This is a genomic window from Candidatus Woesearchaeota archaeon (assembly GCA_020854775.1).
In the GTDB taxonomy this organism is placed as follows: Archaea; Nanobdellota; Nanobdellia; order Woesearchaeales; family 21-14-0-10-32-9; genus 21-14-0-10-32-9.
On record JAHKLZ010000005.1, the window covers coordinates 225,348 to 250,738 of the forward strand.

General features: G+C 31.4%; 32 protein-coding genes. 9 read left to right on the forward strand and 23 right to left on the reverse strand.

Going from position 1 to position 25,391, the window contains the following annotated elements; translation table 11 throughout:
- Positions 1-61 precede the first annotated feature (61 nt).
- Both KO361_01805 and KO361_01810 read right to left on the reverse strand, forming a co-directional pair.
- Entirely contained in the window at positions 62-376 is a 315-nt protein-coding gene (locus KO361_01805) for a 4a-hydroxytetrahydrobiopterin dehydratase (protein MCC7574299.1), read from the reverse strand.
- Positions 377-430: 54 nt separating this feature from the next.
- Entirely contained in the window at positions 431-898 is a 468-nt protein-coding gene (locus KO361_01810) for a hypothetical protein (protein ID MCC7574300.1), read from the reverse strand.
- Between the two features lie 117 nt (positions 899-1,015).
- On the opposite strand from KO361_01810, the gene KO361_01815 reads away from it, so the two are divergent.
- A complete protein-coding gene (locus KO361_01815; protein ID MCC7574301.1) occupies positions 1,016-1,186 on the forward strand; it encodes a DUF1931 domain-containing protein in 171 nt (56 codons plus the stop codon).
- Here the strand turns inward: KO361_01815 and KO361_01820 are convergent.
- The 5 genes from KO361_01820 to KO361_01840 form a co-directional block, all read right to left on the reverse strand.
- On the reverse strand, positions 1,173-1,439 hold the full coding sequence (locus tag KO361_01820; protein ID MCC7574302.1) for a hypothetical protein: 267 nt from the start codon (positions 1,437-1,439) through the stop codon (positions 1,173-1,175). The genes KO361_01815 and KO361_01820 overlap by 14 nt on opposite strands.
- 8 nt (positions 1,440-1,447) lie before the next feature.
- Positions 1,448-2,173 carry a hypothetical protein gene (locus KO361_01825; GenBank protein MCC7574303.1) on the reverse strand — a complete coding sequence of 242 codons (726 nt, stop codon included), beginning with the start codon at positions 2,171-2,173 and terminating at the stop codon, positions 1,448-1,450.
- 99 nt (positions 2,174-2,272) lie between these two features.
- Positions 2,273-3,259: an RsmB/NOP family class I SAM-dependent RNA methyltransferase gene (locus KO361_01830; protein MCC7574304.1), complete on the reverse strand. Its 987-nt coding sequence runs from the start codon at positions 3,257-3,259 to the stop codon at positions 2,273-2,275.
- A gap of 45 nt (positions 3,260-3,304) precedes the next feature.
- Positions 3,305-4,501, reverse strand: coding sequence for a cation:proton antiporter (locus KO361_01835; GenBank protein MCC7574305.1), 1,197 nt, complete (start codon positions 4,499-4,501; stop codon positions 3,305-3,307).
- A gap of 68 nt (positions 4,502-4,569) precedes the next feature.
- On the reverse strand, positions 4,570-5,688 hold the full coding sequence (locus tag KO361_01840; protein MCC7574306.1) for a carboxypeptidase-like regulatory domain-containing protein: 1,119 nt from the start codon (positions 5,686-5,688) through the stop codon (positions 4,570-4,572).
- A gap of 92 nt (positions 5,689-5,780) precedes the next feature.
- On the opposite strand from KO361_01840, the gene KO361_01845 reads away from it, so the two are divergent.
- A complete protein-coding gene (locus KO361_01845; protein MCC7574307.1) occupies positions 5,781-5,942 on the forward strand; it encodes a hypothetical protein in 162 nt (53 codons plus the stop codon).
- Here KO361_01845 and KO361_01850 read toward each other — a convergent pair.
- The 6 genes from KO361_01850 to KO361_01875 form a co-directional block, all read right to left on the reverse strand.
- Positions 5,935-6,954, reverse strand: coding sequence for a type II secretion system F family protein (locus KO361_01850; protein ID MCC7574308.1), 1,020 nt, complete (start codon positions 6,952-6,954; stop codon positions 5,935-5,937). The genes KO361_01845 and KO361_01850 overlap by 8 nt on opposite strands.
- A 4-nt stretch (positions 6,955-6,958) precedes the next feature.
- Positions 6,959-7,768, reverse strand: a complete 810-nt coding sequence (locus tag KO361_01855) for a type II secretion system F family protein (protein MCC7574309.1) — start codon at positions 7,766-7,768, stop codon at positions 6,959-6,961.
- Positions 7,769-7,773: 5 nt separating this feature from the next.
- Positions 7,774-9,228 (reverse strand): Flp pilus assembly complex ATPase component TadA, encoded by a 1,455-nt coding sequence (tadA, locus tag KO361_01860; GenBank protein ID MCC7574310.1) that lies wholly within the window; start codon positions 9,226-9,228, stop codon positions 7,774-7,776.
- Positions 9,218-10,156, reverse strand: coding sequence for a hypothetical protein (locus tag KO361_01865; GenBank protein MCC7574311.1), 939 nt, complete (start codon positions 10,154-10,156; stop codon positions 9,218-9,220). Before KO361_01865 ends, tadA begins: the two co-directional genes overlap by 11 nt.
- Positions 10,153-10,581, reverse strand: coding sequence for a hypothetical protein (locus KO361_01870; GenBank protein MCC7574312.1), 429 nt, complete (start codon positions 10,579-10,581; stop codon positions 10,153-10,155). The genes KO361_01865 and KO361_01870 overlap by 4 nt, the downstream gene beginning before the upstream one ends.
- 200 nt (positions 10,582-10,781) lie before the next feature.
- Positions 10,782-11,210, reverse strand: coding sequence for a hypothetical protein (locus KO361_01875; protein MCC7574313.1), 429 nt, complete (start codon positions 11,208-11,210; stop codon positions 10,782-10,784).
- Positions 11,211-11,572: 362 nt separating this feature from the next.
- On the opposite strand from KO361_01875, the gene KO361_01880 reads away from it, so the two are divergent.
- Genes KO361_01880 through KO361_01895 form a run of 4 tightly spaced genes read left to right on the forward strand, consistent with a single transcriptional unit; the run spans position 11,573 to position 15,479 of the window.
- A complete protein-coding gene (locus KO361_01880; GenBank protein MCC7574314.1) occupies positions 11,573-12,502 on the forward strand; it encodes a cysteine synthase family protein in 930 nt (309 codons plus the stop codon).
- Positions 12,503-12,505: 3 nt separating this feature from the next.
- The gene (locus KO361_01885) at positions 12,506-13,726 is read left to right on the forward strand and encodes a hypothetical protein (protein ID MCC7574315.1); all 1,221 of its coding nucleotides are present in this window, start codon (positions 12,506-12,508) and stop codon (positions 13,724-13,726) included.
- On the forward strand, positions 13,723-14,847 hold the full coding sequence (locus KO361_01890) for a M20/M25/M40 family metallo-hydrolase (GenBank protein ID MCC7574316.1): 1,125 nt from the start codon (positions 13,723-13,725) through the stop codon (positions 14,845-14,847). Before KO361_01885 ends, KO361_01890 begins: the two co-directional genes overlap by 4 nt.
- A 44-nt stretch (positions 14,848-14,891) precedes the next feature.
- Positions 14,892-15,479: a metallophosphoesterase gene (locus tag KO361_01895; GenBank protein MCC7574317.1), complete on the forward strand. Its 588-nt coding sequence runs from the start codon at positions 14,892-14,894 to the stop codon at positions 15,477-15,479.
- Here the strand turns inward: KO361_01895 and KO361_01900 are convergent.
- From KO361_01900 to KO361_01925, 6 genes are all read right to left on the reverse strand, one after another.
- Positions 15,474-15,971: an ATP:cob(I)alamin adenosyltransferase gene (locus KO361_01900; GenBank protein MCC7574318.1), complete on the reverse strand. Its 498-nt coding sequence runs from the start codon at positions 15,969-15,971 to the stop codon at positions 15,474-15,476. The genes KO361_01895 and KO361_01900 overlap by 6 nt on opposite strands.
- Before the next feature lie 79 nt (positions 15,972-16,050).
- The gene (locus tag KO361_01905) at positions 16,051-16,266 is read right to left on the reverse strand and encodes a 30S ribosomal protein S27ae (GenBank protein ID MCC7574319.1); all 216 of its coding nucleotides are present in this window, start codon (positions 16,264-16,266) and stop codon (positions 16,051-16,053) included.
- Between the two features lie 19 nt (positions 16,267-16,285).
- Positions 16,286-16,636, reverse strand: coding sequence for a hypothetical protein (locus KO361_01910; GenBank protein ID MCC7574320.1), 351 nt, complete (start codon positions 16,634-16,636; stop codon positions 16,286-16,288).
- A gap of 7 nt (positions 16,637-16,643) precedes the next feature.
- On the reverse strand, positions 16,644-16,838 hold the full coding sequence (locus KO361_01915) for a DNA-directed RNA polymerase subunit E'' (GenBank protein MCC7574321.1): 195 nt from the start codon (positions 16,836-16,838) through the stop codon (positions 16,644-16,646).
- 6 nt (positions 16,839-16,844) lie between these two features.
- Entirely contained in the window at positions 16,845-17,405 is a 561-nt protein-coding gene (locus KO361_01920; protein ID MCC7574322.1) for a DNA-directed RNA polymerase, read from the reverse strand.
- Between the two features lie 8 nt (positions 17,406-17,413).
- Positions 17,414-17,827 carry a hypothetical protein gene (locus KO361_01925; GenBank protein MCC7574323.1) on the reverse strand — a complete coding sequence of 138 codons (414 nt, stop codon included), beginning with the start codon at positions 17,825-17,827 and terminating at the stop codon, positions 17,414-17,416.
- A 64-nt stretch (positions 17,828-17,891) separates the two neighbouring features.
- On the opposite strand from KO361_01925, the gene KO361_01930 reads away from it, so the two are divergent.
- On the forward strand, positions 17,892-18,350 hold the full coding sequence (locus KO361_01930) for a pyrimidine dimer DNA glycosylase/endonuclease V (protein MCC7574324.1): 459 nt from the start codon (positions 17,892-17,894) through the stop codon (positions 18,348-18,350).
- 13 nt (positions 18,351-18,363) lie between these two features.
- Here the strand turns inward: KO361_01930 and twy1 are convergent, their stop codons facing one another.
- Positions 18,364-19,392, reverse strand: a complete 1,029-nt coding sequence (gene twy1, locus KO361_01935) for a 4-demethylwyosine synthase TYW1 (protein MCC7574325.1) — start codon at positions 19,390-19,392, stop codon at positions 18,364-18,366.
- Positions 19,393-19,475: 83 nt separating this feature from the next.
- On the opposite strand from twy1, the gene KO361_01940 reads away from it, so the two are divergent.
- Positions 19,476-21,299, forward strand: coding sequence for a glycoside hydrolase family 15 protein (locus KO361_01940; protein MCC7574326.1), 1,824 nt, complete (start codon positions 19,476-19,478; stop codon positions 21,297-21,299).
- Positions 21,300-21,313: 14 nt separating this feature from the next.
- Here KO361_01940 and KO361_01945 read toward each other — a convergent pair whose 3' ends face one another.
- The 3 genes from KO361_01945 to KO361_01955 all read right to left on the reverse strand — a co-directional run bounded on the left by KO361_01945 (position 21,314) and on the right by KO361_01955 (position 24,294).
- The gene (locus tag KO361_01945; protein ID MCC7574327.1) at positions 21,314-22,033 is read right to left on the reverse strand and encodes a hypothetical protein; all 720 of its coding nucleotides are present in this window, start codon (positions 22,031-22,033) and stop codon (positions 21,314-21,316) included.
- A gap of 227 nt (positions 22,034-22,260) precedes the next feature.
- Positions 22,261-23,307 carry a cell division protein FtsZ gene (gene ftsZ / locus KO361_01950; protein ID MCC7574328.1) on the reverse strand — a complete coding sequence of 349 codons (1,047 nt, stop codon included), beginning with the start codon at positions 23,305-23,307 and terminating at the stop codon, positions 22,261-22,263.
- A 456-nt stretch (positions 23,308-23,763) separates the two neighbouring features.
- A complete protein-coding gene (locus KO361_01955; GenBank protein ID MCC7574329.1) occupies positions 23,764-24,294 on the reverse strand; it encodes a helix-turn-helix domain-containing protein in 531 nt (176 codons plus the stop codon).
- A gap of 117 nt (positions 24,295-24,411) precedes the next feature.
- On the opposite strand from KO361_01955, the gene KO361_01960 reads away from it, so the two are divergent.
- Positions 24,412-25,389: a hypothetical protein gene (locus tag KO361_01960; protein MCC7574330.1), complete on the forward strand. Its 978-nt coding sequence runs from the start codon at positions 24,412-24,414 to the stop codon at positions 25,387-25,389.
- Positions 25,390-25,391: the final 2 nt, after the last annotated feature.

A 25,391-nucleotide genomic window follows, 5' to 3' on the forward strand; every position in this document is an offset into this window, starting at 1 on the left:
GTTTATTCTTCTTAAATATATTGAAAATGTTAGAAAATTATTTTAGAAAATGTTAGAATTGTTATTTTTTTATATTTCTTGTGTATTCTTCAAATATTTCTTCTATTAATTTTGCTAATTCGAAATCTTTGTAAGTTATTCCTTCTGCTTCTACTGTGAATAGTTTTATTATGACTTGACCATGGGATAAAATTATTTTTGGGTAATGATTTTGTGCTTCTGCAACGATTCCTATTTTGTTTACGAATTCTAGTGCTTCTTTAAAGTCAGGGAAATGAAATGTTTTTTTTATAAAATCTTGATTTAATTCATCCCATCCTTTAATTCGGGTTAAGTTATCGTTTATTTCTTCTAAGTGCATTGGTTCTAATACCATTAGTTAATCTTATTTTTCTTTGTTTAAAAAAGTTTCGGGGTTTTTAGAAATTTGTTAGAAGTCTTCTAAGTGGTGAAATTCTGGGTCTTCAACCCATTGATCTGGTTTTTTTATATAGTCTATTATGTTTTTTATAATTATCCAATGCTTGTGTTCTTCTTTTGCTATTCTTAGAATTATTTCTTTTGCTTCTTGTTCTTCTTGATTTTTTGATAATTCTTCATAGAATTCTTGGCTTTTTTTCTCTACATCTAATATTTTTTTATAAAAATCTACTTGATCTTTTGGAAGTTTTTCTCTCACTTCTTTAAAGAAATCAATTATTCCTTCGAATGATTCTTTTTTTATTTTTATAGGTTGTTTTTTTTGTAATGCGTCAAAAATGTTGTAGTGTTCTTGTTCTTGATGTGCAAGCATCATTAATATGTTTTTTAGTCCTGTGTCTTCTGTTTTTTTAGCTTGCTCTTCATAGAGTTGTTTTCCTTCTAATTCCATTTTTTTTGCTATTTCAAAAAGTTCCATTTATTTGCCTCTTTATTTTCATTTTGTTATTTTGTTTATAAATTTTTTTAAAATTTTGAAAAAATTTTTAAGATAGGGTTATTTTCGTTTATTAATAAAATTGTAGGAGGTGTTTTTATGAGTGGAACTATTGTTGTCAGAACTAAAATTAAAGAATTAGCTAATAATTTTAGTATTTCTTCTGATTTTGGTGATGCGCTTGATGAAAAAGTCAAAGTTCTTGTTAGTGATGCTTTGAAAAGAGCTGAAGCTAATGGTAGAAGAACTGTTATGTCTAAGGATTTGTAATTTTTGTTTTAATTTTTTTTAATTCCGAGTTTATTTTTTGAGTTCTTTGTATTATTTTTTTGTATTGTATTAGTTGTATTTCTTTTTGTTCTAGTAGTTTTTTTGCTGATTCTTTTAGGTAGAATAAATCATCTTCTAGCTCTTTTATTGTTTTTAATTTTTTTTGTTTTGTTTGGTCTTCTTCGCCTTTTAATTCATTAATTGTTTTTACTGTTTTTAGAAAAAAGTTTCTTAATTTGTAAGAAGGGTCCATTTTTTGCCTCAGAATAAGCCAAAGGTTCTTTTTTTCTTTTCTGGTGGTTTATCTTTTTGTATTTGTTTTAGATTTGGCATGTTTTGATTTGGGAACGGCATATTATTATTTTGTTGTTGATTCATCGATTGTTGAGCATCATCATTTGGTTTTGGGAATTGTAGGTTTTGTTGGTTTTCTTGGAGTCCTTGTGAAAAATTATTTTGTTGTTGATTCTGTGATTGCTGATTAAAATTAGTTGGTTGATTGTTTTCATTATTTGTTGGTTTTGGTTCATTTGGATTGTTATTTAGATTAGGATTATTATAATTTAATGATTGGTAGTCTAATTCTATGTTGTTGCGTTGTTGCGTTGGTTCAGTATTTGTTTGTGGTTGTTGATTAAAATTAGTTGGTTGATTAAACGTTTGTTGTGGTGCTTGTTGTGATATTGAAATGTTTTCCATTTTTTCTCCGAATGATACTAGGGCTCTTGCTATTTGTCTGTTTTGGTCTAATATTTTTTCTATTTTTGAATCAGGGCCTTCTCCTGTTTCTTGTTCTAATAATATTTGTTGTTTTACGTCTTCAAATACTGATGTTAATTTGTGTATTGATTTGTTTAAGTCTATTATTGCGGAATATAGTTTGTCTTCTGAGTTTCCTTTTACGAAAGGATTATCTTTGTATTTCTCAGCTTCTTTTTTTAGTCTCTCAACTTCTTCATGAGATAGAAGCTCGTATTCTTCATCCATCACCCAGACCTCTTTTTTTTAAATTAGTTAACTTTTGAAGTGATTAAACTAATATATAAATCTTATCTAAATTATTGTTTTTATAAACCTTTTTGTTTTTTATGGTTTTTTTGTTATTTTAGCTACGAAGAATCCTTCCGTGTCATTATCTTGAGGATATATTCTTAAGCATTTTTTTACTTCTTCGTTGTATGTTTCGTTTTGAAAAGATGTTATTGGTGGACTTCTTTTTATGTTAAGATTTATTTCTAGGAGTTGTGCGTCTTGGTTTTCTTCTAATAATTTGCTTATTACTTTTTCATTTTCTTGTGGTTCTAACGTACACGTGCTATATACAAGGACTCCATTTTTTTTTAGCAATCTGTAAGCATTTTTTAGTAGTTTTGATTGTGTTTTTGACATTCGTTCAACTAATCCAGGACTCCACATTTCTGCTATTTTGTAGCTTCTTCTTATTGTTCCTGTTCCTGAGCACGGAGCATCCACTAGTATTTTGTCAAATATTTCGTTTCCTTTTATTGTTTCTCCGTTCATTTTCGTTATTAGTGTGTTTGTGACTCCGCATCTTTGTAAGTTTATTCCTAGGGCGCTTAGTCTTTTTCCTTGAGAATCGTTTGCCATTAGTATTCCTTTATTTTCCATGTATTGCGCTATTTGAGTTGTTTTACTTCCTGGCGCCGCACATAAATCTAGAACTATGTCTCCTGGTTTCGGCGCTAATACTACTGGTGGAATCATTGATGCTGCGTCTTGAACGTATATGTAACCTAATTGATGTTCAGGAGTATTTCCTATATCAAATCTTTTTTTATCTTTGTATTTTATCCAGAATCCTTCTTTACACCAAGGTACTTGTGTTAAATCCCATGTATTATTTAGTCTTTGTTGTATTTCTTTTTTTGTTTTTTTTAGCGTGTTTATTCTTATAGATTTTCTTATATAAGTTGTTGAATACTTAATGAATTCTTCATAATTTTCACCTAGTAATTTTTTGTATCTTTCTTTGAATAATTCTTTTAATTTTAATGATTGTTCTCTTGGTGATTCTGCTTCTTTTTGTTCTTTATTTTTCTTGTTTTTTGTCATGTTTTCATTTAGAAAGGTTATTTATTTTAAAAAAGTTTCATTGTTTCATATTTTTAAGTTTATGAATTTTTCTGAGAATTTGTTAACAATTGTTGATAGCAGTACTGAGTATATTATTATTGTTAATAATAGATTGTTTATTATGCTTATTTGTGGTGCTTCTAAGAATGATAACGAGAATATTAGGACTGCGACAGCTATTCCTTTTGGCATGTTAAACGTCATGAATAATATTTCTTCTCGAGTATGTTCTTTTTTTCTTAGAATTATTTTTACTGCTATGAATCTTGTTATTATTAAGATCGCGAATATCACTAATGATTTTATTATGAACTCTACATCTACGTTTAATTTTACTATGAATCCTATTAGTAAAAATACTAGTATTTCTAGTGATTTTGATAACATTCCGCTAAATTCTTGAAGAACTTCTTTATTTGACATGTATAATGCTCCGAACATGAATCCTAGTACTGCTACTGCTAGTACTCCGTTTCCTCCTAGGTTTTCTGATAATATGAATGCTAGTAGTGCTGAACATATTAGTGTTAGTCCTGATGTTTGATCTGAAAATTTTCTTATTCCTTTGAAGAATATTAAGCCTATGAGTATTCCTGATCCTATTCCTACTAATATTTGTGTTAATATCGCTGCTAAATGTGCTTCAAAAGAAATAACACTTTTTTTTAGTATTTGGTTTAGTATGTCTAATAGTATGAATGGTATTAGCACCATTATAGGCGTATTTAGTATGCCTTCTATTTTTAGGAATTCTAATATTCTGTTGCTTTTATTGTTGAACATTATGAATATTGATGCAGGGTCTGTTCCTGATATTATTGATGCGAATATTAATGCGTAGAACAAATTAGCTATTGAGAAGTCAAAGAATAATAATATTGTTGCTATTGTTATGAATATCATGTTTAGTGATAAAAATAGTCCTGATAATTTAAGTGCTGAAAAGGATAGTGTATCTACTGATCTTGCTTTGAATCTTGATGCTCCGTCGAATACTACTAATGCGAGAGTGAATACAGCTATTGTTAGTATTGCGTTGTTCGATATGTTAAATAATGCGTAGTCTGATAAGAAGTGACCCATTATTAATCCTGTGATTGTTAATAATAGTATATTTGATATTTTTAGTTTTCTTGAGAATTCTGATATAATTAGACCGATTACTAGTAGTACTACGAACGCTGTTAATATTATTAATGCGGATTCGTTGTTGTTTAACACTTAGTTGCCTCTTTTTTTGATTTATATTCAGAATTTAGTTTTTAGAATTTAAATCTTTCTTTTTGTGTTCATTTATTGTATACTATGATGTGTAAATCCATAGGTGTTCCGTCAGGGAGTGCTTTTCTGAATCTTCTTGTTAATAAATCAGATATTTCTGTTTCTGGGTTAACTCTGAATATTGTTCTGTTTATTATGTGTGGGAAAGTGTTACAACAAAGTATTCCTTCTATTTGTATGTAATCAGATAGTATCGTTGAATTTAGTTGGTGAAAAAAGTTTATTGGTCTTCTATCACACGCGTTCATGGCTATTGTACTATTAAAATCACATCCGTTTTCTCCTTGGCATTCTTTTGCGCAGATTCTTTCTCCGAATCTTGATGAAGGTATTGTACAGTGTTCATCACATGATGCATGACCTAAATTGCAATCTACTACGTTTTCCCCTGCTAGTAAAGTTATATTCCTTGCTGTACCTTCATACCCTATTGCTGAGCAAAGCATTGTTACTTTGCCAGAGTAAGCGTTGCTTATTTTGTATTCTCCTTTTTCATTTGTTGTATTTGATCTCATAAATAATGGTTCGTTTGCTTTTTGAATTTCATTTTGTGGAATTATTACTACTACTGCATCTTTTACTGTATTTCCGTCTCCTGTGTGTGCTATTCCTTTTATGCTAGCTGTACAATCAGGATCCACACATTCATTACATGAAGGCGTTGTTAATATATTTCCACATATTGCCCTTATATACATATCATAATTGTTAACGTTATAATGTCCTAAGAATGAGTAATTTATTTCCCATAAATCACTTCTATAAGTTTTTGTTTCTGCTACTAAGAATGTTCCTCCAAAATGTTCACATGCTTCATTTCCTGTGTTGTATGCTGCGGAATATTCAGTTTCTGCAGGTCTGTCAATAGTTCCTTTTCTTAGTAGTACCGTTAAGTTATCTTCATTTATTGCTCCTTTTGAGTACCATGATGGACAGATTCCGTCATCTGCTCCGCATACAAAGCAGTTGTTGCACAGTTCTACTGCTCCGTGTCCAGGCGTGTTTATTGATACTCCGCAAACACTTTGTGTTCCTACACCACAGGGTTCTGCTGTTGTTATTTGAGTTAGCGTTATCACTATTATTAGAGTGGTTAATAGAATTATTATGCGTTCACCCTTTTTCATTTTTATTATGCTCGTTTCTTTATTATATAAATTTTTTGATTGTTTAATTTTTTTGAAAAGTTTTTTATATTACTTGTTTCTTAATGTTGTTTATGGATAAAGCTGATAATTCTGATTTTTCAATGGATTCTTTGAAAAAATTTTTTGATGATGTTGGTAATTATTTTACTTCTTTGAATCAACTTGAACTTATTGCGTGGGGTTTGATTGGTTTAGGCGTCATTCTTGTTATTGTTGGTTTAATTATTATGTAAATGATAATAATCCTCCAAATATTCCTAGGAATAGGAAGTATAATGTTAATGCTACGAATACAAATAGTGGAACATATTTTATTCCTGATTTTATGTCTCCTTTTTGTATTATTGATAATATTAATGATGCAAATATTGATATTAATGTTAGTGCCATTACTGAGAATATTTTGAAGTCTTCACTGTTTATTTCTATTTCATTCATTGAAAAAGGAGTGCTAGATGATGAAGATAATGCTGGCGCCACTGTTGCTGACACCCCTATTAATATTTCTAGTAAATTTAGTGCTAATGCGAATAGTAATGGACTTATCACTGTTACTATTGCTCCTATGAATATTGTGAACATTAATGTGTTCGCAGCCATTTCTTCTTTTAGGACTTTTGTTTTTCTGAGTGTTTCGATTGTTTCGTCTAGTACTGATGCTATTTCTCCTCCACTTTCTACTTGTCCTAATATTAAATCTATTGTTCTTCTTATTGAGGGAGAATCATATTTTTCTGAGAATTCTTTTAGTGCTTCTGATAGTTCTGAGCCAGTCATTACTTTTTTTGAGACTAATCCCATTTCTTCTGATAATACTCCGAATTCTGGTTTTATCGCTGACCATAGTGCTTTTTCAAATGATAATCCTCCTTTTAGATTTGTTGATACTAATACTAAGTAATCTGCTAGGTTTATATCCATTTCTTTTACTCTGTTAAATATTTTTAAGTTTAAATAGAAGTATAGTGCGCCTATTATTATTAGGCTTATAAATAGCCCCCCTATTGCCCAAAATAAAAATACTAGTAGTCCTACTAGTAGAGGTGATAAGTGATTTATTGTTCCGTAAAAGTTTGAGTAAAAATATATTATTCCTATAAATATTAATGCTACATATAGTAATATTCCGTATAATTTGTAAGGTACTTCTCTTATGCCTGCTTTTGAGTAGTATACTCTTAGACCTGCTCTGAATGTTTCTGGTATTATTGCTTTCCCTATTTGTTCTAAAAATCCGGTTTTCATTTTTTTATATGTTTATGTTTGGTCTTATTGATTTGTATATTACGAGGAATATTAATTGTAATATTGCTAGGAAGAATAGAAATACCATAAACATGACCATATCTACGTTTAGGTTCGCCATGCTCACGATTACTACAGTTATTGTCAGGCCTAGGCTTGGAACTACTACTCCTAGCAACATGTAAAATAGTGTTACGCTTCCTAGTTTTTTGCCGTATCTGTTTATTTCTATTAGTTGTTCGTCCGCTATTTCGTTTAGTGTTGCTTCTAAGAATTTTGTTACATCTATTCCTATTTTTAGTGCGTTGTTTATTTGGAATAGTATTTTTTTGAATTTTTGTGATGGGTTATATTCTGTTGCGTTATCTAATGCTTCTTCTATTGATTTGCCTAGTTCTATTTCTCTTACTATTTCTTTAAAGTATGTGCTGGCTACTCCGTAACTTTTTGATGCATCTATTAACGCATTTACTAGTGGTTGTCCGCTGTTTAGTTTTACTAGTAAATATTTGCCTGCGAATAATACATCTCTATCTATTTCTTTTTTTCTCTTGTTTATTCTTCCTTTTAATGATGTTATATTAAAATTAAAAAAGATAAACATGAAAATAATGAATATTATTGGTAATAATATTAGTGGTAGATTAATGCTTTCTGATATGAAGAATACGAGTACTGTGAATCCTATGCTGAATATTATTGTTTTTTTGAAGCTTTCTTTTATGTATTCTTTTGGTTTTTTATCTATTTTTGCCATTCTCAACTCTTTTTTTAGTTGAGGAAATTTATTTACGAGCTTTGATGATATATTCATAATTATCAAGTTTTTATGTTTATTCTTCCAGTGTAATAGTCCGCCATGAATTTTCCTAATTCATTTATTGAACTTATTTTTTTATTTAGTAACCATTTTAGTATTTGTGTTTTTACGTCTAATTCTTGTTGGACTTGTTGTGTTGTCATTCCAGCATATAGTGATATTATTTTGAATATTTCTTGTGAATCATTTACTTTTTCTAATTTGTCTGTTGTTGCACTATATTGCATCAACACTCTTGGTTCTCCTGCTCTTGTTAATTCTGCTATTTGTATTGTTCTTCTTTTTCCTGTTCTTCTATTTCTGTTTTGTACTAGTATCATAGATAATGATGAAATCATTCCTTTTGGTATATCTATTGGAGGATTTGTTAGTCTTGATACTGTTTCATCCGCGTTGTTTGCGTGTATTGTTGCGTATACTGAGTGTCCTGTGTGCATTGCTTCTAATAGTACTTGTGCTTCTTCTTTTCTTCTTATTTCTCCTACGAATATTCTGTCAGGCCTCATTCTTAAACTGTTTATTAATAAGTCAAGCATTGTTATTCCACCTTTACCTTCTGGATTTGGTAGTCTTGTTTCAAGTGGTACCCAGTGTAAGTAAGATGATAGTTTTAGTTCTCTTGTATCTTCTATGCTTATTATTCTTTGATTTGGTGGTAAGAAATTGCTTATGCCGTTTAACATACTTGTTTTTCCTGATCCTGTTCCTCCTGCTATCAGTATTGATAATTCGTTTTGTACTGCTATCCATACTAGCGCTGCGCCTTCTGGCGATATTGTTTTCATTTCTATGAATTTTATTATGGTCCAAGGATCTTCTGCGAATTTTCTTATTGTTATTGTGTTTCCTTTTGTTGATATTGGTGCTAAAGTCGCGTTTACCCTGTCTCCTGTTTTTAAGTGTGCGTCCATTAATGGATTTAGCACCGTGATTTCTTTATTTACGTCTCTTCCTATCATGGTTGAGTAGTGTCTTATTCTTGATTCTGTGAATATTGTTATGTTTGTTTCTAGCCATCCGTGTCTTTTATGATATACCCATACTGGTTCTGAGTGATTATTTATTACTATTTCTTCCAAGTATGCATCTTTTAGTAATATGTCTATTTTTCCGAATCCTAGATTTTCTTCTAGTAAATAATTTATTAGTGTGTTTTTTGTTTTGTCATCTGATTTCGGGAAATATTTTTTTACTAGTCTTGATATGCTTAGTGTGAATTTTTTTCTTAGATCGTCTATGTTTTCTTGTTTTTGTTGTTCTAATTCTTCGTAGTCTAGGCTTGATACGAATTCTTCTCTTATTTTGTCTAGTATTAATTTTGTTGTTGGTGTAATGTTCATTATAGATATTGCGTAGGTTGGAACGTATTTGTCTTCTGATTCATATATTTCTACTTCTACATCTATGCCATTACTGTTTATAGAATATTTTTGGATTATTTTCTTAGGTCTCAATTGTTAGCCTCTTTTTTGTGTTTATTTGATTTTGCATTCTTTTTGCAAATTCTATTTTTTTTATTAGCGATGTTGCTATGTATTCTAATTTCTTTTTTATGTTTATATAGTTTTCCGGGATTAGACTTATTTTGTGTTTTAGTTCTAATATTTTCGTTTTTGCTTCTGTGAATTTTTCTTCTTTGGTATCTTTTTGTATTTGATTAACTATTTCTTGTATTTCTTCTAGTTTTAAGTGATTTTCTTTTATTACAGGTTTCTCTATTTCATGCTTTGTATTTTTTGGCAAATTTTTTATTTCTTCTTTGAGATTTTTTATTCTCATATAGAATGCGAGTAAGTCATTGTATAGTTCGGCTTTACTTTCTACTAACATCGGCGGGTATTCTTCGAATTTCTTTTTTAGTTCTCTATATTGCATTATTGCGTTTTTTAAATCTTTTTTTCTTATGCTGACAAATAATTTTTTGTTTATTTCCATCATTTGGTTTTCTATTTCTCCTGCCATTTGTCTTTGTTTTTCTTGTATTATTTCTTGTTCTTTTCTTTCTTGTTCTTTTCTTTCATCAAAAACAGTTATATTCAGAGTAGGATCTTGTTCTAGTTGTTTTGATTTTATAAGCATGTACACATCTTCTGTTAGTCTATTTTTTTCGTTGTTTTTTGTTAATTTTGATACTATTCTTACCATTTCTATTATTTTGTTAAAGTTTATTTCTCTGTATACATCGTTAGGGTTTAGTCTGTTGAATTTTTCTATGGCATCTTCTAATATTTTGCTTGCTTCAGTGATTTTATTTTGTTTTATTAGTTCTTCAAAGTCTTGCATTTCGTTATTTGTGTTTTTCATTGATTTTTTTAGATCTAAGAATTCTATTATTTTTCGTTCTAGGAATTTTTCTAGTTCCGCTTCTGATTTTGAGTTCATGATTGTATTACCTTTGTTTTAAATTCTTCCCATAATTGGTCTATATTTTCTAAGTCTCTTGTTTCTGCTTCTGAATAAAAAAATGTTTTCATAGATTCTAAATTTTCTAAGATGTGTTGTTTCCATAAGAATTCTACGTTTCCTTGTTTTGTTGCGTCATTTTGGAATTTCTTTTTATAATTTTGAATTTCGTTTTCATTTGGTTTTCCTGTTTTCGATTCGTCTTCTATTATTGATACTGTTGGTTTTGTTAAATCATAGTCCATGGCGACTATTTTTTCTTCTACTAAGAAATCTACCCAGTTTTGCACTATATCTTCTGATACTTTTAGTTCTTTTGCTAGTTTGCTTAATTCTACTTTCTTTTTGGTTTTCAAAATATCTATGAGCCTATCTACTTCTGTTTGTATAGTTTCTTCACCCATATTGTGTAAATCCCTCTTTTTTACGTATTTGTTTGTGATGTGTGCATATTTAAAGGTTTCTAATTATTTTGTTTAGAAAATGGAAATGTTTTTAAATAAGTTATTTCATTTTATTTTTAAATTCCCGGTTGGGTAAGAATGGGCTCCCAGAGTTCTGAAGGGGAGGGTGGTTAGAATTGTTCTAGGAGCCCCTTTAAATTTTATTTTTTGGTTTGTTGTTTTATTGTGAATGCTTTTGGTGGTTTTCTCAGTTCTTGTAACCACATTAGTCCGACTTTCATCATGTTTTTGTTTAGTTTTTCGCTTAACTTATAGGTTTTTTTGTATAAGTCGTAGTCGATCATTCCCATTGTTTTCATAGGCGTTAGTATTCTATCGTAAAATTGTCTTTTGTTGTATGATATACTTACTGGTTTTTTTCTTAGTAAAGGTGATTGTTCTTTTGATTCTAGTATTATTCCATCGTGAAGGGCGGTTGCGAACATACTCATTTCAGTTTTTCCGATTTCTCCTCCTCTCATTTTCATTTCTTCCATTAACATATTTGCTACAATTACTTGTTGGCTCGTCGAAAATATTATTTCGAATATGTTTTCTGGCATGTTATATTGGTCAAATAATATTACCATAACTCACTTATATAACGCAACTAATATATAAATGTTTCGCTTTGTATACGTTTTAGTATACTGGTATGGTTCACAAATTCTGTTTGTTAATATCGACAAAAAAAGGCTAAAAAAAGCTTATTTTTAAAAAAAAAATACTTTTTATTGAATTTTTTATGCTTTTAATAATGAAAAAAATACTTCAATAAAGATATAGTCTCATTTTTACTACTTCAAAAATTTAAAAGAAACCAAAAAATCATGATTTTTTTCAAAAGATTTATATAGATGTTTTATTTTTCAATAATCATAAAAAATATTAGGGAGATTAACAAAAAATGACTTATGTTGATAATGTTCTAAGTTTGATTGGAAATACACCGATGGTTCCATTGAGAAAAATATTCTCAGATCAAGGACCTAATATCTTCGGAAAATTAGAATCTTTTAATTTAACTGGTAGCATGAAAGCCAGATCAGCTTTAGGCATGATTGAAGCCGCAGAAGAAAAAGGTGAATTAAGACCTGGTATGACTATTATAGAATCAACTTCTGGGAATCTAGGTTATGGTCTCGCAGCAATAGGTTCTCAAAAAGGATATGAAGTCATATTAGTTATTGATCCTAAAACGGATTCTTTAAAAAGAAATATTCTTCAAGCATATGGCGCTAAATTAATCATTGTAGACAAACCAGATGAACAAGGCGCGTATCAACCTACTAGGATTCTTAAAGTGCGTGAGTTATTAAATGAAATTCCTAATTCTTGGACTCCTTGTCAATATCATAACGAAGATAATTTTCGCGCGCATTATAAATCAACAGGACCTGAAATAATGAATGATTTAGAAGGTAAAGTAGATGTTTTAATTGGCGCTATTGGTACTTGTGGCCACTTAGGAGGCTCTGCGAAGTACATAAAGGAAAAAAATCCTGATTTAAGAGTTATAGGTATAGAGCCTGAAGGCTCTGTTATTTCAGGAGGGGAATACAAACCTTATTTAATTCAAGGCCCTGGTTTAAGTATTATTCCTAAGAATTATGATCCTGATGTTATTTCAGAGATTCATAAAATTAGTGATTCTGATGCTTTTAGAGCAGCAAGAGATTTAGCTGTTAAAGAATCTATTTTATCAGGAGCTTCCGCAGGAAGTGTTATTCACGCAGCTAAGAATTTGTTTAATACTTTTAAGTCAGGCTCTAATGTTGTTTTGATTTTAGCCGATGATGGGTTTAGATACGGCACTAATTTTTATGATGATAATTATTTATCAACTCACGGAATTACGCCTTACAAATATTCTAAGGATTAGAAAATGAAGACTTATAAATTTAGGGATTTGATAGATGCTGACATAGCTGTTTATGCTGTTGATTTTTTATCTCAACCAGATACCACTCTTGTTAAAAGAAAGCCTTTTGTTTCTAAAAAAACTGAAAGAGTTTTACCAATGGCTAAAACTTCAGACATAGTCATTGTGACTGAATCAGTTAATAAGCAATATTATGAATGGCTTCGTTCTGTTGATTTAGGCACTGATAATATTTTTGAATTAAATGCTTCTAAAGGAACTCCTTTGATGACCGCCATAATTAACAACTCTAATATCAATTCTTTAAAAAATTACATTCATAGTTTTTATGGAACTAAAAAATTTGTTCCGTTAATGACTGTTAATGATGAACCTTTGGTTGCGCATAGTTTAGATTTGGAATTGTTAGGAGGCAATCCTGTTACCACGCTTAAATATTATAATAAAAGTTCTTTTAAAGAAGTTGTAGCTAAAGCTAATTTGCCTGTTTTGAGAAGTGAATTAATTTATTCTAATAATGATTTTGATTCTTTGCTTAAAAATTATGTTAATGATTTTGGTTCTTTAATAGTTAAACCTGTTTCTGCTTCTGCAGGAGGAGATACTTATTTTGTTGATAAAAATAATATTAAAAAAATTGTTTCTTTAATTTCTAATAAAGGTGATTTTTTAGCTGAAGAATATTTCAATAAAGATTTTGAAACAAATGATCAATGGTTTATTGATAAACGCGGCGATATTTATTTTCTTGGTTTTTCTAAGCAAATCATAGTTAATAATTCTCATATTGGTAATGATTATAGCATTCATAATAAAGATGGTTTGTCTTCTTTAGAATCTTCTTTAGTTGTTGCTAATTTGATGAAAAATGAAGGATATGTTGGTGTTTTTGGTTTGGATTATTTGCATAATGATTTTTCTCATTTTTTAATTGAGAATAATGCTCGTTTTAATGGATCTACATTTACTAGAGGAATTATTGATAGAACAGGCAAGGATTTTTCTACTTGGAAAACTCGTGCAATTAAGACTAATCCTATGACTTTTAATGAATTGAAAGATTTAACTAAAGATGTTCTTTATACTGGTTCTGATGCCGATGCTAGTTTTATTCCTTATGATATTTCTCTTTTAGATACTAATGGTTCTTTTATTGGTTTATTTGTTGGTTCTAATTCTGAATCGATAAATTTATTATATAATGATGTGAGTTCAAGATTATGATTTCGAATATTACTAAGGAAAAAAAAGAATTTTATATTAATTTATTAGCTGAAATAGTTTCTAAGAAATCCGTGCTGAAAGATGAGTATTTAGTCGCTGATGTTATTAAAGATTTTTTAAATTCTATTAATGTTAGTTATGATGTTCATTTTTTGGATGAGCAACGTCCTAATGTTATTGCTAAGATTGGTTCTGGTAAGAAAAAGCTTCTTTTAGTTTGTCATATGGATGTTGTTGAAGGTAGTGGCGTGTGGGAGTTTGATCCTTTTGTTCTTTCTGAACAAAATGGGAAGCTTATCGGGCGAGGTGTTGCTGATAATAAAGGTCCTTTAGTTTCTTTATTAATTTTAATTGATAGTCTTAAAAGTGAAAACTTTGATGGTGAATTGCAAATTCTTTTTGCTTCTGATGAGGAAAAAAGTGGTCCTAATGGTTTGAAATATCTTTTACGTGAAGATCTTATTCATGCTGATTTTGCTATTGTTGCTGATACCCCTGGTGAGTTTAATAAAATAATGGTTGCTGAAAGAGGTAGTTTAAATGTTGGTGTGATTGCTAAAGGTAAACAAGTTCATAGCGCTTATACTCATCTAGATGGTGATAATCCTATTGATAAAATGGCTAGTTTTATTGTTAAGCTTTCTAGTTATGAATTGAATCATGATCCTCATAAGTATCTTACACCGCCTTCTTTATCTTTTGTTAAAATAAATGGTGGTTTTGCTAATAATGTTGTTCCGAGTGTTTGTGAAGCAACTATTAATATTAGGTATGTTGTTAATCAAAGCGTTGATGAAATTCTTTCTGAATTGAAAGATATTGCAGGAGATAATTTTGAATTTAGAGTTAAATCATATACTGTTCCTTCTGAAGTTAATGAGGATCATGAAAGTATTTCTTTGCTTAGATCTGTTGCTCAAAAACATGGTTTTAATCCTATTCTTACTGGTCTTGATAGTGGAACTGATTGTAAGAAACTTGTTCATGCAGGTATTCCTGCTGTTGGTTATTGTTTTCCTAAGGAAGGTGTGGCTCATCAAGTTAATGAGTGGATATGGGAAGAAGACTTGTTCATTTATGCTGATTTAATGAAAGATTTTGTTATTGAATTTTTTAAATAAATAAAAGTTAATATTTTTAAATAAGTTATTTAATCTGTTTTGTTATGAAAGTTTTATTGTGTTCTGATATTCATAATCCTCGTAAGGATCTTGTTTTGCTTCGTGAGAAATCAGAGGATGTTGACTTCGTTGTTTGTGCGGGTGACTTCACTAATTGGGGTAGTGGTTTGGTTAGTACTTTGAGGGAGATGAATTCTTGGGGTAAGTCCGTGTTTGTTGTTCATGGTAATCACGAGGATGAGTCAGAGGTTCGTAGGGTTTGTAAGTCTTTAGAGAACGTTGTTTTTTTTCATAGGGATGTTGTTGATTTTAATGGTTTTCAGTTAGTTGGTTGGGGTGGTGGTGGTTTTTCTTTGCAGGATAAAGATTTTGAGCGTTTTGTTTCTGGTTTGAATATTAGTGATTTTTCTCGTGTGATTCTTGTGACTCATGCTCCTCCTTTTGAGACGTGTCTTGATGAAATTCAGAAAGGTGTTTTTGTTGGTAATGATAGTATTAAGAGATTTGTTTTGAGTAGTAAGCCTTTGGTTGTTGTTTCTGGTCATATTCATGAGACTTCTGGTTTGGTTTGTAATCTTGATGGTGTTCTTCTTATTAATCCCGGGCCTGAGGGTGTAATTGTAGAATTATGATTTTTCTTCTTTGCATGCTAACGCGTATAATAAATCGGATAATCTGTTTATGTATTTGTATATTTCTGGTCTGATTTTGTTTTCTAGTAGTTGTTTTGTTAGCATTGTTTCTAGTTCACGGGTTCTTACTCTGGCTTCGTTTATTCGCGTGGATGTTTCTTTGGTGAATCTTATGAAGTATGTGTTTTCTGGGTGGTGATTATCTATGTGTTGTTCTAGTTCTGTTATGTCTTGTTCTGTTATTGGTTTTTTTATTATTTCTGAGAGTCCTTGGTTGCTTATTTCTCCTACTGTTTGCCAGAGTTTTTCTTGTATTTTTTGAATTATTTTTTTTATTTCTTGGTTCGTTATTATCACGTTTGTTGAGTCTAGTGCGCTTTGTAATGAGTCTATTTTTCCTGTTATGAGTATTATTTCATGGTTCTTTGGGATTTTGTTTCCTTTTAGTGTGGATGCGTATCCTTGGTCTCCTTTTTTTGTGTATATTACCATGTTGTTTTTAGAAATGTGTTGTTGTTTTTTTAGTTTGTGTTTTTATTGAATAAGTAAATTAAAAAAAGGTTGAAAGAAATTATTTCTTTTCCATATATCCGCATTTTCCGCATGAGGAGCGGTCTTTGTGGTTCGCCATGAATGTTCCTGGTCCGCATTTTGGGCAAAATTTGTTTTTTCTTTTTGCGTCTTCTCCTGCGACTTCGTATACTTTATGTATTTTTTGAGTTTCTTTTTTTGCTTTTTCTTTTGTTTGTTTTGGTGCTGGTTTTCCGCCTTTCTTTTTTGCTGCCATTTTTTTATTCCTCTATGAATTATTCTTTTTTATCTTCTGATTCTTCTTCGGGTTTCGGTGATTCTTGTTTTTCTTCTGTTTCTTCTTTTTTCTCTGCTTTAGGCGTATTTTTTTCTATGACTTTTGAGTATTCTATTTTTTTTAGTGTTTCTTCATCTTTGTACGCGTAAGCCGTGATTTTTGCTGTTCTTTTTCCGTAATCCGTTAATATTTTTTTTAGTATTAGCAATTCTTCTTTGTTTTTTGTTTTTTTTGCTATTTCTTTTTTTAAGTCTAATCTTTTTGGTGTTGATTTTTCGAATGTCACTTCTAGTGTTATTTCTTTTCTTGGTATTATTGCTTGTTTTTCATTTATTATTTTGATGTCCATTTTTTATCTACCTTACTTTTATTGCGTATTCTCCTTGTTCTTCTAAGCCCATTATTTTTGCTATTTCTGATTTTTCAGGGTTTACCACGTATATTCTTCCTTGCCAGTTAGTTGATGTTCCTGCTGACACTTTGTGTTCTTTGAAGTTAGGATCGTCTAAGAATTTCTTGGTTTTTTTGCATACTTCTCTTTTTACTGCCATGTTTATTCACCTTTCTTGGTTGTTTTTGTTTTTTTTGGGTTCTTCTTTGTTCCATTCGTCTTTTCCTAGGCCGTCTTGTCTCATTGTGAGTCCTATTTTAGGGTTAGATACGTCTTTGTAAGATATGCTTATTATTCTTGCTTTGCATAAGTCTCCTACTTTTAGTACGCGTTTAGTTTCTTTTCCTAGTAATGTTTTTTCTTTGTTAAAGCTTACGAAGTCGTTCATTGTTTGACTTATGTGTATCATTCCTTCTGCAGGTCCTATGTTTATGAATGCTCCGAAGTCAGCTATGTCTTTTATTGTTCCTAGTATTACTTCTTGCATTTCTGGAATGAATGTTATTAGTGAAAATTCTGTTTCATAAAACGTTGCTCCGTCTCCAGGTATTATTGTTCCGTCTTCTATGTTTTCTACACCTAGCACGTCTATTACTATTCCTAGTTCTTCTGATATGTGTCCTTCATATTTTGATTTTATTTCTACTATCATTGCTTCTTCTAGGTCAGTAGCAAATTTGTCAGGTGCTATTCTTATGAAATCTTTTACTTTTATTTTATAAAACATTTAGTTTTTCACCCCATTTCCAGGTATTTTTTTTGTCTAAGTTTGATTATGCGAGCTGGTATTTTTTTTATTCTGTTTCTTAAGTCTTTGTCTTGCGTCGCGATGATTGTTTTTGGATTTTGTGCAGTATACTCGATTATAGAATCGTCTGCGTACTCAGTGAAGGAACTTCTGATTGTTTTTAAGTTTTTTTGTTTTATAAGTATTAATGCGAGTTTAGCGTTTAGTCCTTGTTTTTGTTTGGCTGTTTCTTTTAGGATGTTTTCTAATTCGTGTATCGTGGATTCCATAACGCATAATTCGTAGGGTTCTTGAATTATTTTATCTATTTCTGTGAATACATCTATGCCTAGTTCTCCTGGTATGAATAAGAAATTGGTGTCTAGTATGACTTTGGTTTTCTTTTTTAATAAATCTAGCATGTTATTAGTTTTTTTTGTTGATTTATAATAATTTTTATAATTAGTAAGGTTTTTCTTGTTTTTTATGAGGATTTGGAGTGTTCATCCTAGGTTTTTGGATTCTAAAGGATTGGTGGCTTGTTGGCGTGAGACTTTGTTGGCTAAGCACGTTTTAGAGGGTAAGACTAAGGGTTATAAGAATCATCCTCAGCTTATTAGGTTTAAGAATTGTGATTATTCTTTGGGAGTTATTAATTCTTATTTGTATTATTTGTTCTTGGAATCTGAGAGGCGAGGTTTTAATTTTGATATTTCTAAGTTTGAAAGGGTTTGCAAAGATTATTCTGGTTTAATTTTTCTTAATAGGGATCAATTATTATTTGAATTTGAGCATTTGTATAAGAAAATCTTGTTTAGGAGTCCTTCTGAGCTTAGTTTTTCTTTGGAAGAACTTGAAAAGTTAAGTTTGTTGGATTTGCAAAGTTTTTCTCATCCTTTGTTTGTTTTGATAGAAGGTCGTGTTGAGTCTTGGGAAATTGTTTGATTTTTTTGTTGTTTTATTTTATTATTATGTTTTCTTTTGGTGTGTCTGTATTGTATTCTTGTTTTTCTTGGAAGAATGCTTCGAAGTCTATCCAGGTTTTCCATTTTCCTCGTATTTTGTGTTTTATGTGTGTTAATAGTGCTACTCTTGATGGTTTATGGTCTGACATTAATTCGTAGTTAGGTAAGTGTTTTTGTATTTGTTCTGTGAATTTCATTGTTTCGGTGTGTGTCGGCATGTTTTCTTTTTTTAGTCTTTCTTTAGATGCGCCTATGAACATGTATGATTTTACTTCTACGAAGTCTGGTTCTGCTTTTTTTATGAGTTCTGCGTATTTTTCTGGGTTTTTATCATTCATTCCTTTGATTAATGTTATCCTGATGCATGTTCTGTATTTTTTTTCTTTTAGTTCTTCTAGGCTTTTTAGTAGTCTTTCCCAGTAATCTGTGAATAATGGTTTTCCTGTTTCTCGTAGTGTTTCTTTGTCTGCTCCGTCCACGCTTAGATATAGTTGTGTTATTCTTCCTAGTTTTTTTATGCTTTCTGGGTTTTGTCCGTTTGTTACTAGGAATGTTGATATTCTTTGTTTATGCATTTCTTGTATTAATTCGTTTACTTTGGGATAGTTTATTGGTTCTCCTGTCAGTGATAGTGCTGCGTGTTTGATTTTTTTTGATTCTTTTAATGCTTTTTTGTCTGTTTTGTCGTTTCCGAAGAATCCTATTAGTAGTTTATGATGTGCTTCTTTTGCTTCTTCTAGTACTTTGTTTGGTTCGTCTATGTTCCATATCCAATCTTTTGATACTGGTGATTTGTAGTCTCTCCAGCAAAATACGCATCTGTTCGCACAGCTCATGCTAGTCGTCATTTGTAAGCATTGATGCGTGTTTATTCCGTAGAATTTGTGTTTGTAACAAGTTCCTTTTCCCAGTATTGTTTTCTTTGTCCATCCGCATATTTTGACTGCGCTGTGACTTCCTGCGGTTCTGTATCCTTGTTTTTCTAGGTTTTTTTTGATTTCCTTAGTTATCATGTCTTGCATTGTTTTTAGTATTCTTTTGTTTAATAAAAAGTTGGTGTTTTTTACCCGTAAATTTTATAAGTATTAGTTTCTTTAGTTTTTTTATGTTAAATCATGGTATTGTTGGAAACTGTAAGACTTGTGCTTTAATTAATAATGCATCTGTTGAATGGATGTGTTTTCCTGATTTTGATAGTCCTAGTGTTTTTGGTAAATTGTTGGATGAAAAGAATGGTGGTTCTTTTGAAGTTATTCCTGAGGGTGATTACGAGGTTTCTCAGAGTTATGATGGTTATACTGCTGTTTTAGAGACTTTTTTTCGTTCTAAGAAGTCTTCTTTTAAGGTTGTGGATTTTTTTCCTAGGTATCGTAAGATTCTTCCTAATAATAAGACTGGTTTGTTTCGTCAGAGTTATTTTGTTCGTTTAGTTATTCCTTTGCGTGGTAAGTCTAAAGTTAGTTTTGTGTATAATCCTAGGCCTGGTTATGCTCGTTTTAAAGTTAAGAATTCTGTTTATGATGGTTTGCTTGTTAGTTCTGCTGGTAAGGATAGTGTTGCTTTGTGTTCTAATGTTGATTATGATTCTTTGCTTCGTAATGATTCTTTTGTTTTGGATAAGACTTTTTATTTTGTTGTTGGTGCTGATTCTTCAGACGGTATTAATGTTTCTTATTTGAAGAGGTTGGCTAGTTCTACTATTAGTTATTGGAAGCGTTGGGTTTCTACTTTGGTTATTCCTTCCGGTAATAGTGATGCTATTATTCGTAGCGCGATTACTTTGAAGTTGTTGACTTATTCTCAGACTGGTGCTATTGTGGCTGCGCCTACTACTAGTATTCCTGAGGAGGTTGGTTCTGTTAGGAATTGGGATTATCGTTTTTGTTGGGTTCGTGATGCTGCTTTTACTGTTAGTGCTTTTAAAAAGATTGGTCGTGATTATGAGGCTAAGAAGCTTATTGAGTTCATGTTTAATAATTCTTTGAAGAAGAAGAAGTCTTTGCAGTTGATGTATGGTATTCGTGGTGAGACTAAGTTAACTGAGAAGTTGCTTAAGCATTTAGATGGTTTTAAGGGTAGTAAGCCTGTTAGGATTGGTAATGCTGCTTATAAGCAGAAGCAGAATGATATTTATGGTAGTTTGATTGATTTGATTTATATGTATTATATTTTTTATGAGTATGAGAGTAAGCTTAGGAGGAAGCATTGGGATTTTCTTATGTATTTGGTTAAGGAAATTAAGAATAATTGGAGGAAGCCTGATCATGGTATTTGGGAGTTTCGTGGTCAGAAGCAGCATTTTGTTTATTCTAAGTTGATGTGTTATGTTGGTATGGATTTTGCTATGAAGATTGCTCAACATTTTGGTAAGTCTTCTTATGCTGAGAGTTGGGCTGTTCTTCGTGATACTATTAAGGATGATATTCTTAGGAATGGTTGGAATGAAGAGGTTCGTGGTTTTACTATGTTTTATGGTTCTGATGATTTTGATGCTTCTATTTTGAAGATGAGTTATCATGATTTTTTGGATAGGGATGATCCTAGGTTGATTAACACTGTTTTGATGATTAATAAGCATCTTAGGATTGATTCTTTGGTTCATAGGTATAAGATCGTGGATGATTTTGGTGTTTCTAGTAGTACTTTTAGTATTTGTTCTTTTTGGTTGGTTGATGCTTTGTATAAGATTGGTTTGGAGGATGATGCTAGGAAGATGTATAGTGAGCTTCGTAGTTATAGTAATCCTTTGGGTTTGTACGCTGAAGATTTAACTATTGATAAGAAGGAGAATATTGGTAATTTTCCTCAGGCTTATACGCATATCGCGTTGATTAATTCTTCTCTTCTTCTAAGTGAGTGGAATACTCATAGATTAAAGCCTAGTCAAGAAATTAAGGATTTTAGGATTAGAAGAAAAATCGTGAAATAAAAAAAGAAAAAAGGTTAGTTGAATTTACATACTTGTACGCATTGTAGTGTGCAGAATTCTGCTTCTGGGTCGTTTCTGCATGCTGATTCGCATTCGTAGAATTTACCTTCTATGTAAGTGCAGGCATCTTCTGGTATGTATTCACATTCGTTGAATTCTGGTAGTGGTGTTCCGCCTATTTGTGCACATGCTTCATATTTGTTTTCTGGAAGGTTAAGTTCTTCGTAGTTAAGTTCTTCTGTGAAGTATTCTCCTTGGTGTATGCATCCTCTTGGGAAGCTTTCCATGATTGGGTTGCCTGCTTCTTTACATTCTTGGAAATTAGTTACTTGTTTTTCTTGGTTTAGTGGTTGTATGTTTGTTGCTCCTTTTGTTTCTGCTTCGCATCTATTTCCGAATGTTTGAATTATTGTTATTTCTCCTTCTTGTGTTGGTATTGTTAGTTCTCCTGTTACTGGCATGTATTCTTTTGTGCAGATTCCTGGTTCTCTGTAGTATTCTTCGTATTCTGGGCATTGTGTTTCCCATACTCTGACGCATTCGTTTAGTGATGGGCACCACGTGTATCCTGCGCTTGGTATGCATCCGTATTCATCTGTGTCTCCGCCTAGTATTGGTTCTTCTGTGTCGTTATCGTTTGCGTTTTGGTCATTTGTTTGTTCTTTTGTGCATGCTGTTATTGTTAAAGCAAGTATTAACAATAATGCTAATAGTAAGTATTTTGTTTTTTTCATTATTTTCACCTTTTTTTGTTTTTTTTTTAATTTTATATGTATTATTGTTGGTTAAAGCATTGAAGTATTTAAATACTTTTTAGTGTTCTATTTGGGTTGAAGTCATAGTTAGAATTGTCATAAATTGTTATAAAAAAAAAGAAAATGCCTTCACGAAGTTGTTTGGGGGGGTTGCTAAGTGAAGGCAATAGAAAATAAAAGGTCGGGCTTTTCGCCCTTTTTTGTGTTTATCTTACTATTTCTATGCCTAGTTCGCTGCTTAGCTGTTGTCTTGCTGCTTCTGCGTGTTTAGCTGTTGGTTTGCCTAGTATCCATGGGGATTTTACTCCTGTTATGATTGTCATAACAGTGATTTTTCCTTTCATGTCGTCGGATACTCTTGCGCCCCATATTACGTTTGCATCTTCGTCCATTGCTTCTGTGACTAGTTCTCCTATTTTGCTAATTTCGTCTAGGGTCATGTCCATTCCGCCGTGGATTTGGATGATTGCTCCGCTTGCTCCTTCGTAGCTGATGTCTAGTAGTGGGTTGCTTAGTGCTCCTTTTACTGATTCTTCTACTCTGTTTGCTGTGTCGCTTGCGCCTACGCCGATTGCTGCTACGTCTCCGTTTGTCATGATTGTTCTTACGTCTGCGTAATCTAGGTTTACCAGTGATGGTACCGCTATTGTTTCTACAATTCCTTTTATCATTGTTGCTACTAGTTCGTTTGCTACTGCGAATGCTTGTTGTACTGGTAGGTTTCCTGCGATTTGTACTAGTCTGTTGTTATCGATTACGATTACTGTGTCTGATACTTTTCTTAGTTGTTGTAGGCCGTATTCTGCTTTGTCTACTCTTGCTCTTTCTATTTTGAATGGCATTGTTACGGTTCCGATTACGATTGCGCCCATGTCTCTTGCTACTTGTGCTACGATTGGTGCTGCTCCTGTTCCGGTTCCGCCTCCCATTCCTGCGCATACGAAGACCATATCTGATCCTTTTAGTGCGTCTTTAATACTTGATAGGCTTTCTTGTGCTGCTTCTGCTCCTTTTTCTGGGTAGCCTCCGCATCCTAGTCCGCGTGTGACGTCTTTTCCTATTAGGAATTTTCTGTCTGCTTCTACGATGTTTAGGTGTTGTTGGTCGGTGTTGCATGCTAGGATTTCTGCTCCTTGGACTCCTTTTAGGTAGAGCCAGTTTGTCATGTTTGTTCCACCGCCACCGCATCCGATGACTTTGATGTTTGCTTGTCCTACGTCTAGTTCTGGTTGGTATTCATTTATTTTTTCCATTTTTTTTGTTTCCCCCTCCACTTTTTTTGTTTTGTTGAGCATAAGCTTTTCCTGGCTTGGGACCAGTATCGAGCAAGGCCCTGTTTTTATTGGAGTTTAAGTTTTTTTGGTGCCGAGAATTTGTTAGTTATTTTTTGATATATATTTTATTTTATATACTTTCAACTAGCAAAACATTTATATAGTCTTTCATCTCAGTACCTTTTAGAACACGTTGTGACTTTCGCCAAGGTCACGTTTGATTTAATCGCTAGGGTTTGATTGTTCGTCGAAACCGTCTCGCCAAAAACGTTTTTCGATGATTTAGGAATTTCTGTTTTGTTTAACCCTCAACTTCAATTACTTAGTTTACTTTGGTATGTTATATATAAATGTTTTTATTCTGGAATTGAGTATATATAAATAGTAGTTTCTCAAAATATATGTTATAGAATAATAGTTTGTTTTTTTTGTCGTCTAAGAATTATACAATATTACTTTTCTTCCGCGATATAATCCCATCGAACTAAGTTGTTCGTATTGGGTTGGAGCAAGTATTAAATATATTATATTGAATTTATATTTCTCTTTTATTTCATTAGTTTTATCTCTTATTATTGTTTGATCTAGTTCTTCTCCCACTATTAATAGACTTGCTTTATCTTTTTCTTCTTCTCCATGAAGTATCACTGTATTCACTCCTTTTACATTCGCTATAAAGTCCGAAAATTCTTTGAGTGCTGATTTTTTATCCTCCAGAAGTCCTGAGAATAAGTCTATGTTTTGTTTAATTGAAGAGTATGTTTTTAAGTATCTATCTTTGGTTTCTTGAACTAACTCTAAGTCTTTTAGTTGTTGCAATATTCTGTGTGTTGATGCTGGGGGAACTTTTGTTATTCTAGATATTTCTCTCAAATAATAAGTCTTATCTGAGTTATTTATGAACAATCGCAGTATTTTTATTATTTTTTTGTCAAATAGAGTCTCTATTATCTTTTTTTTGTCCATTTTGATTGAATCTCGACTTAAACTATATAAATATTTCTATTTTGGAACATTGTTCCATTTTTGAAACAATAGTTTTTTTAGAAAATATTAAAACAAAATAACAATCACGTAAACTCTATGAAGCCTTATTTGATTGGATTGTTGTTTTCTAAATATAATTTAGAATTAGGCAAGACTGAAGCATTGTTATGTTTTAAAACATATTTTGAAGTAGAAGAGATTTTGTTTGTTGATAATTTTTGTGTGTTTTCTGTTAAGGGAGTTCCTGGAGATATTTTGAATTGTGTTAAAAGATTAGCTTTTACGAAAGAAGCTTTTGTTGTTTCTAAAAATGTTGAATGGTCTGTTGATTTAATTAGTTTTGTTAATGATTTTAATTTGAAGCACGGTGTTGATTCTTGTTTTAAAGTTGAATTATTTTTGAAACAGAAAAATATTGATTTGATTAATACTGTTGCGAACGTTGTTTTAGAATCTGGTTTGTCTGGGAAGATTTGTCTTTCTAAGCCTGATTTAGTTGTTTGTTCTTTCATTCATGAGTTTTATGGTTTGAGTATCTGGGTTAACAAAGACCCTTATAGATTGAGGAGGCCTCATTTGAAAGTTAAACCTCATCCTAGCGGGATTGATCCTAGGCTTGCTAAAGCTATGATTAATTTGGCTTCTGCTAAAAAAGAAGTTATGGATCCTTTTTGTGGTGCTGGAGGTATTTTAGAGGAAGTTAAGCTTCTTGGTTTAAATTACGTAGGAGTTGATGTTTCGTGGAAGATGATTAATCTTGCTAGAGCTAATCTTAATAGTAAAGATAATTTGTTTTGTATGAATGCTTTATCTTGGGATAAAAAGGTTGAGTGCGTTGTTACTGATTTACCTTATGGTAAGAATTCTAAGCTTGATGGTTCTTTAGATTCTTTAATTAGTGGTTTTTTTGATGTTTTTAATTCTTTAACTTCTAGAATCGTTGTTTGTGCTCCTAACACTTATGATTTGGAAAGTGTCGCGTTTAATCATGGTTGGTCTTTGTTGTTTAAATTTGAGGTTTATGTTCATGGTTCTTTGACTCGTAGAATTCATGTTTTCGAGTTAAATAAGTAATT

Excerpts from the sequence above, each read along its gene's own strand:
- KO361_01805 (MCC7574299.1), bottom strand. The coding sequence starts at position 376 with ATGGTATTAGAACCAATGCACTTAGAAGAAATAAACGATAACTTAACC.
- KO361_01810 (MCC7574300.1), bottom strand. The coding sequence starts at position 898 with ATGGAACTTTTTGAAATAGCAAAAAAAATGGAATTAGAAGGAAAACAA.
- KO361_01815 (MCC7574301.1), top strand. The coding sequence starts at position 1,016 with ATGAGTGGAACTATTGTTGTCAGAACTAAAATTAAAGAATTAGCTAAT.
- KO361_01820 (MCC7574302.1), bottom strand. The coding sequence starts at position 1,439 with ATGGACCCTTCTTACAAATTAAGAAACTTTTTTCTAAAAACAGTAAAA.
- KO361_01825 (MCC7574303.1), bottom strand. The coding sequence starts at position 2,173 with ATGGATGAAGAATACGAGCTTCTATCTCATGAAGAAGTTGAGAGACTA.
- KO361_01830 (MCC7574304.1), bottom strand. The coding sequence starts at position 3,259 with ATGACAAAAAACAAGAAAAATAAAGAACAAAAAGAAGCAGAATCACCA.
- KO361_01840 (MCC7574306.1), bottom strand. The coding sequence starts at position 5,688 with ATGAAAAAGGGTGAACGCATAATAATTCTATTAACCACTCTAATAATA.
- KO361_01845 (MCC7574307.1), top strand. The coding sequence starts at position 5,781 with ATGGATAAAGCTGATAATTCTGATTTTTCAATGGATTCTTTGAAAAAA.
- KO361_01850 (MCC7574308.1), bottom strand. The coding sequence starts at position 6,954 with ATGAAAACCGGATTTTTAGAACAAATAGGGAAAGCAATAATACCAGAA.
- KO361_01855 (MCC7574309.1), bottom strand. The coding sequence starts at position 7,768 with ATGAATATATCATCAAAGCTCGTAAATAAATTTCCTCAACTAAAAAAA.
- KO361_01865 (MCC7574311.1), bottom strand. The coding sequence starts at position 10,156 with ATGAACTCAAAATCAGAAGCGGAACTAGAAAAATTCCTAGAACGAAAA.
- KO361_01870 (MCC7574312.1), bottom strand. The coding sequence starts at position 10,581 with ATGGGTGAAGAAACTATACAAACAGAAGTAGATAGGCTCATAGATATT.
- KO361_01875 (MCC7574313.1), bottom strand. The coding sequence starts at position 11,210 with ATGGTAATATTATTTGACCAATATAACATGCCAGAAAACATATTCGAA.
- KO361_01880 (MCC7574314.1), top strand. The coding sequence starts at position 11,573 with ATGGTTCCATTGAGAAAAATATTCTCAGATCAAGGACCTAATATCTTC.
- KO361_01885 (MCC7574315.1), top strand. The coding sequence starts at position 12,506 with ATGAAGACTTATAAATTTAGGGATTTGATAGATGCTGACATAGCTGTT.
- KO361_01890 (MCC7574316.1), top strand. The coding sequence starts at position 13,723 with ATGATTTCGAATATTACTAAGGAAAAAAAAGAATTTTATATTAATTTA.
- KO361_01895 (MCC7574317.1), top strand. The coding sequence starts at position 14,892 with ATGAAAGTTTTATTGTGTTCTGATATTCATAATCCTCGTAAGGATCTT.
- KO361_01900 (MCC7574318.1), bottom strand. The coding sequence starts at position 15,971 with ATGGTAATATACACAAAAAAAGGAGACCAAGGATACGCATCCACACTA.
- KO361_01905 (MCC7574319.1), bottom strand. The coding sequence starts at position 16,266 with ATGGCAGCAAAAAAGAAAGGCGGAAAACCAGCACCAAAACAAACAAAA.
- KO361_01910 (MCC7574320.1), bottom strand. The coding sequence starts at position 16,636 with ATGGACATCAAAATAATAAATGAAAAACAAGCAATAATACCAAGAAAA.
- KO361_01915 (MCC7574321.1), bottom strand. The coding sequence starts at position 16,838 with ATGGCAGTAAAAAGAGAAGTATGCAAAAAAACCAAGAAATTCTTAGAC.
- KO361_01920 (MCC7574322.1), bottom strand. The coding sequence starts at position 17,405 with ATGTTTTATAAAATAAAAGTAAAAGATTTCATAAGAATAGCACCTGAC.
- KO361_01925 (MCC7574323.1), bottom strand. The coding sequence starts at position 17,827 with ATGCTAGATTTATTAAAAAAGAAAACCAAAGTCATACTAGACACCAAT.
- KO361_01930 (MCC7574324.1), top strand. The coding sequence starts at position 17,892 with ATGAGGATTTGGAGTGTTCATCCTAGGTTTTTGGATTCTAAAGGATTG.
- twy1 (MCC7574325.1), bottom strand. The coding sequence starts at position 19,392 with ATGCAAGACATGATAACTAAGGAAATCAAAAAAAACCTAGAAAAACAA.
- KO361_01940 (MCC7574326.1), top strand. The coding sequence starts at position 19,476 with ATGTTAAATCATGGTATTGTTGGAAACTGTAAGACTTGTGCTTTAATT.
- KO361_01945 (MCC7574327.1), bottom strand. The coding sequence starts at position 22,033 with ATGAAAAAAACAAAATACTTACTATTAGCATTATTGTTAATACTTGCT.
- ftsZ (MCC7574328.1), bottom strand. The coding sequence starts at position 23,307 with ATGGAAAAAATAAATGAATACCAACCAGAACTAGACGTAGGACAAGCA.
- KO361_01955 (MCC7574329.1), bottom strand. The coding sequence starts at position 24,294 with ATGGACAAAAAAAAGATAATAGAGACTCTATTTGACAAAAAAATAATA.
- KO361_01960 (MCC7574330.1), top strand. The coding sequence starts at position 24,412 with ATGAAGCCTTATTTGATTGGATTGTTGTTTTCTAAATATAATTTAGAA.